This window comes from Flavobacterium sp., assembly GCF_023151265.1.
Taxonomy (GTDB): domain Bacteria; phylum Bacteroidota; class Bacteroidia; order Flavobacteriales; family Flavobacteriaceae; genus Flavobacterium.
The window spans coordinates 1-4,095 of record NZ_JAKLJH010000183.1; the positions used below are offsets into that span (position 1 = coordinate 1).

Here is a 4,095-nt window from a genome sequence, read left to right on the forward strand (position 1 = left end):
TTCAGGAATATTATTCAGGACAATAGTCTGGTTATCATTAGTTATCTACTTCTGCAAAAAAGATATATCCGCTCCTTATTTAAAAATGTATCCAAGAGGTTGGCGAGGTGAAAAGAGAACCCCTTTGAAATTGCGAGTAAAAATAAAAGGAATAGATTACGTAACAGCAGATGCAAGTTTAAGTGGAATTTTTGTCTTTTTTCCCAATTGCCCTTTTCAATTAACAGAAGAAGTTGAAGTGGAAATATATTTTGAAAAGAAATCTTATAATTTCTCTACTGGAGTTGTAAGAATAGATAACAATGGTATCGGTCTTGCTTTTAGGAATTTAGATAAAGAAAAGACAGAATTATTAAAAAAAATTATTATAAATAGTTAAAAAAACGCCCGCTAACATAGCGTGTGAGCTTCAACCAGCCCGAACTGATGGGCTGGTTTCGGGCTTCGCCAAATTTTGTGCCAGTCACATTTTTTGCAGAGAAGAAGCAAAAAATGCGCCTGCCCCAAAACTTCTCACACGCTTGAACGTTAGGCGACATTTTAGTTTCGAACTCGAATATTGTCTAATAAAATAACGCCAAGTCCTTCCGCTGTAGGTTTCCTCGACATCGTTTCTCGGAAAGACTTTAAATTTGTTAAGGTTTTTGACTAAAAAGTCATTTTTTATGTCTCTAAAAAAATCTTGTAATCTTAATATAGCTACTTAAAATGGGATCAAATGCTTCTATTTTTATATAGTAAGGGATCGATACATGAAAATTAAAGATTTTGATGAAAAAGAAAATACAGGATTATTTGAGGGATTTTCAGAATCTAACGAAATTCAAAGATCAGAAAAAAAACTAGACTTTGTATACAATGTTGAGTTAAAAGATAATATTAAATTTATTGACTCCTTTGAAAACGGAAGCCTAAAATTGATAGTTACCTCCCCTCCTTACAATATTGGGAAATCATATGAGAAAAAAACTCCATTAGAAAATTATGTTGAGTCACAAAAAGAATTAATTCAGAAATGTTATGATAAATTACATCCCGAAGGCTCTATATGCTGGCAAGTCGGAAACAATGTGAACAAAGGTGAGATTTATCCGTTAGACATTATCCTCTATCCAATTTTTAAAGACTTGGGATTAAAATTAAGAAATAGAATTGTTTGGCATTTTGAGCATGGACTTCACTGTAGTAATAGATTATCGGGTCGTTACGAAACTATTTTATGGTTTACGAAATCAGACAATTATACTTTTAATTTAGACCCAATTCGCGTACCATCGAAATATCCGAATAAAAAATATTTTAAAGGTCCTAAAGCGGGGCAAATTTCAGGTAATCCGTTAGGAAAAAATCCGGGAGACTTATGGATAATACCAAATGTGAAATCTAATCATGTTGAAAAAACAAATCATCCTTGTCAATTCCCTATTGAACTAATTGAAAGGTTGGTATTGTCCTTAACCAATGAGGAAGATAAAGTATTCGATCCATATATGGGTGTTGGATCATCTGTATTAGCCGCTCTTTTACATAATCGCGAAGGGTATGGATGTGATATAGAAAGTGAGTATGTGAAAATTGCAAAACAAAGAATTAATGATTTAAAACATGGGAGATTAAAAACAAGACCTATGGGTAAACCAGTATATGATCCTTCATTACCGAATGGTGGTCACAGGTGAAAATAGTTGAACAATATTCGCATTTAAATGGATTGGAATACATTTTAGTACATAAACCAAAACTTTGGAAAGAAATTGAAAAAGTAATTAAATCTGTGGACGCAGAAGAATGTAAAACTAAAATTTCAAAGGAAGAGAGGATTAAAGGTAAAATGCTATACTCTCCTATTGATATGAATAAAAAAATGAAAGAAGGTTTTACTGAACTAAACTGGCTTGAAGACAGAACAAGCTATTGGGTAACAGGTGACGCAAGACTTATTAGAAGAACTCTTCATCTACCAGCCGATGAACAGAAGAAAGAAATTATCGAAGCTGGATTGACGCCTATCTTTTCTTATAATCAAACAGATTTTGTCAAAGAGAGAATTGCTGTTGAAGTTCAATTTGGTAAATATGCTTTTGTTGCTTTTGATTTATTTGTAAAACATATGGCTTTCTATGTAGGAGATAAAATTGACGTAGGAGTAGAAATTCTACCAATGAAAAGTTTACAAGCTGAAATGTCTTCGGGTCCTTCTTATTATGAAGGAGAGCTTTATAATTTAATCAGAGAAGGTAGAGGTGTTCCTGCTGTTCCGCTTGTCCTATTAGGAATTGCCCCATAAATAAAAAATCGTATTTAGCCCGACATCGTGTCGGGACTGGTTTTAGTTTAGGGCGTTATTTTGGCTTTGTCGTAATAGACGCAACTAAAACGTCTGCCTAACAAAGAGTAGCCACTGCGAAGCCACGAGAAGATGTGGCTTCTTGCTCCGAGCCGCTGGTTGTTTAAGTGAAATTTATTGGTTTATTTGGAAAGCTAACGCAAGTCCAGTGCCTTCACTACTGTCACGAAACTTGCAGAAAAGAGCAAGTTTGCGCGCCATCCGTTCAGTCACAGGACTTGCTAGTCATACGGTGGCTCGGAGACATGACTTTTAAATTCAAAAGGTGCTACCGCACTTTCGAATTTAAAAGTCACGTCGGCTACTCTTAACGTTATGTGCCATTGTCTCGCTAACTTTTTTTGACGCCGCCGTCCGTGGCGGCGAAAAGAGATAATATTGATAAATACAAGAAGGTATTATGAAAAAATCTAAATTCAATATAGACTTATTCAAATCTTATTACGAGTCATTTGATTTTTCAACAAAAATAACCACTTGGAAACAATATTCAAATACATTTAAAGAGATTTGGAAAAGTAAAATCAACAAAGGTTCTGGTACAAAATCAGACTATGATGAAATTGTATTTCTTATTGATTCTAATGCACGAGGAAGAACAAAAAAAGATGATGTTGTGGCAAAAACATATATCAGATATGGAACATGGTATCGCATGTTTGGTGATATTACTTCCAAGAGTGACCTTCGTTCTTTAATGAATAATATTCTATCCTCAACTGATTACAATGAAATATTAAAATTATTGAACGATCTTGCAGCCTTAAATGAAAAAAATAAAAATGGTCTTACCGGAGAAAGCGGTATTATTTTAAATTCCTTATTATTCTTAAATAATCCCGAATTATTCATTTGTTCAGTTTCATTACGGCATAGAATCGATATTATAAACTATTTTTCATTTGATGAATTAAAAGAATATGAACAACTTTCATATGGTGAAAAAATTATAAGGACAAATGAAATCATATTAAACGGTTTTAAATCAATAATGACCGAATTAAAATTAGATGATTCTGTTGATAATTTCATATTTCCACGATTTATTTCAGAATATATCTATTCTGATAGCATACGAAATTCTATATGGAAAAAAAGTGACGATGAAGCAACTGTAGATGTATCTGATGATAACGATATTGAAAAACAAAACTTTTATCTCGAAAAGTATCTGGAAAATTTTCTTTTTACAAATTGGGAATCAACGGATCTGGGAAAAAAATATGAGATTATTGTTGAAAATGGTGAACCGGTTAGCCTTCAATATAAAACTGATATTGGGAAAATTGATTTACTTGTAAAAGATAAATCTTCCGGTGATTATCTTGTAATTGAATTAAAAAGATCACAAACCAGTGATGATACAATAGGACAAGTTACAAGGTATATGGGCTGGGTCAAAAAAAACTTAGCTAGAAATAAAAAAGTAAAAGGCTTAATAATCGCTGAAAGTTTTGATGATAAAATTAAATATTCTCTTGATATGGTAAAAGATATTGAATTGATGTCATATCATATTCAATTCAAATTGAAAAATGAAGGTTGAAAAACAGCCTCCGCCATCCGTGGCTTCGGCTGACTTTTTGTGTAATCGCGAGCCAACGGCACATAACGTAGCTGTTGAATAATAGTAAAATTTACATCAATAAAGGCTGCCTTTAAAGATTTTTACAAATTTTTAGATTTCGATTTCACCTAACGCACTTTTTTAAATCTGATGATTGCTCTTTTACCCTATCATTAGTTTC

General features: G+C 32.7%; 4 protein-coding genes. All 4 read left to right on the forward strand.

Translation table 11 applies throughout. The features are described from left to right. Window positions 1–379, forward strand: a 379-nt coding sequence (locus L6Q46_RS12990; RefSeq protein ID WP_291284666.1) for a PilZ domain-containing protein, incomplete at its 5' end; no start/stop codon positions are given. 373 nt (window positions 380–752) lie between these two features. Then, on the forward strand, window positions 753–1,679 hold the full coding sequence (locus L6Q46_RS12995; protein WP_291284667.1) for a site-specific DNA-methyltransferase: 927 nt from the start codon (window positions 753–755) through the stop codon (window positions 1,677–1,679). Further along, window positions 1,676–2,287 carry a BglII/BstYI family type II restriction endonuclease gene (locus tag L6Q46_RS13000; protein WP_291284668.1) on the forward strand — a complete coding sequence of 204 codons (612 nt, stop codon included), beginning with the start codon at window positions 1,676–1,678 and terminating at the stop codon, window positions 2,285–2,287. The genes L6Q46_RS12995 and L6Q46_RS13000 overlap by 4 nt, the downstream gene beginning before the upstream one ends. Before the next feature lie 460 nt (window positions 2,288–2,747). Then, complete coding sequence (locus L6Q46_RS13005) at window positions 2,748–3,893, forward strand: endonuclease NucS domain-containing protein (RefSeq protein WP_291284669.1); 1,146 nt, start codon at window positions 2,748–2,750, stop codon at window positions 3,891–3,893. The last annotated feature ends 202 nt before the right edge of the window (window positions 3,894–4,095 follow it).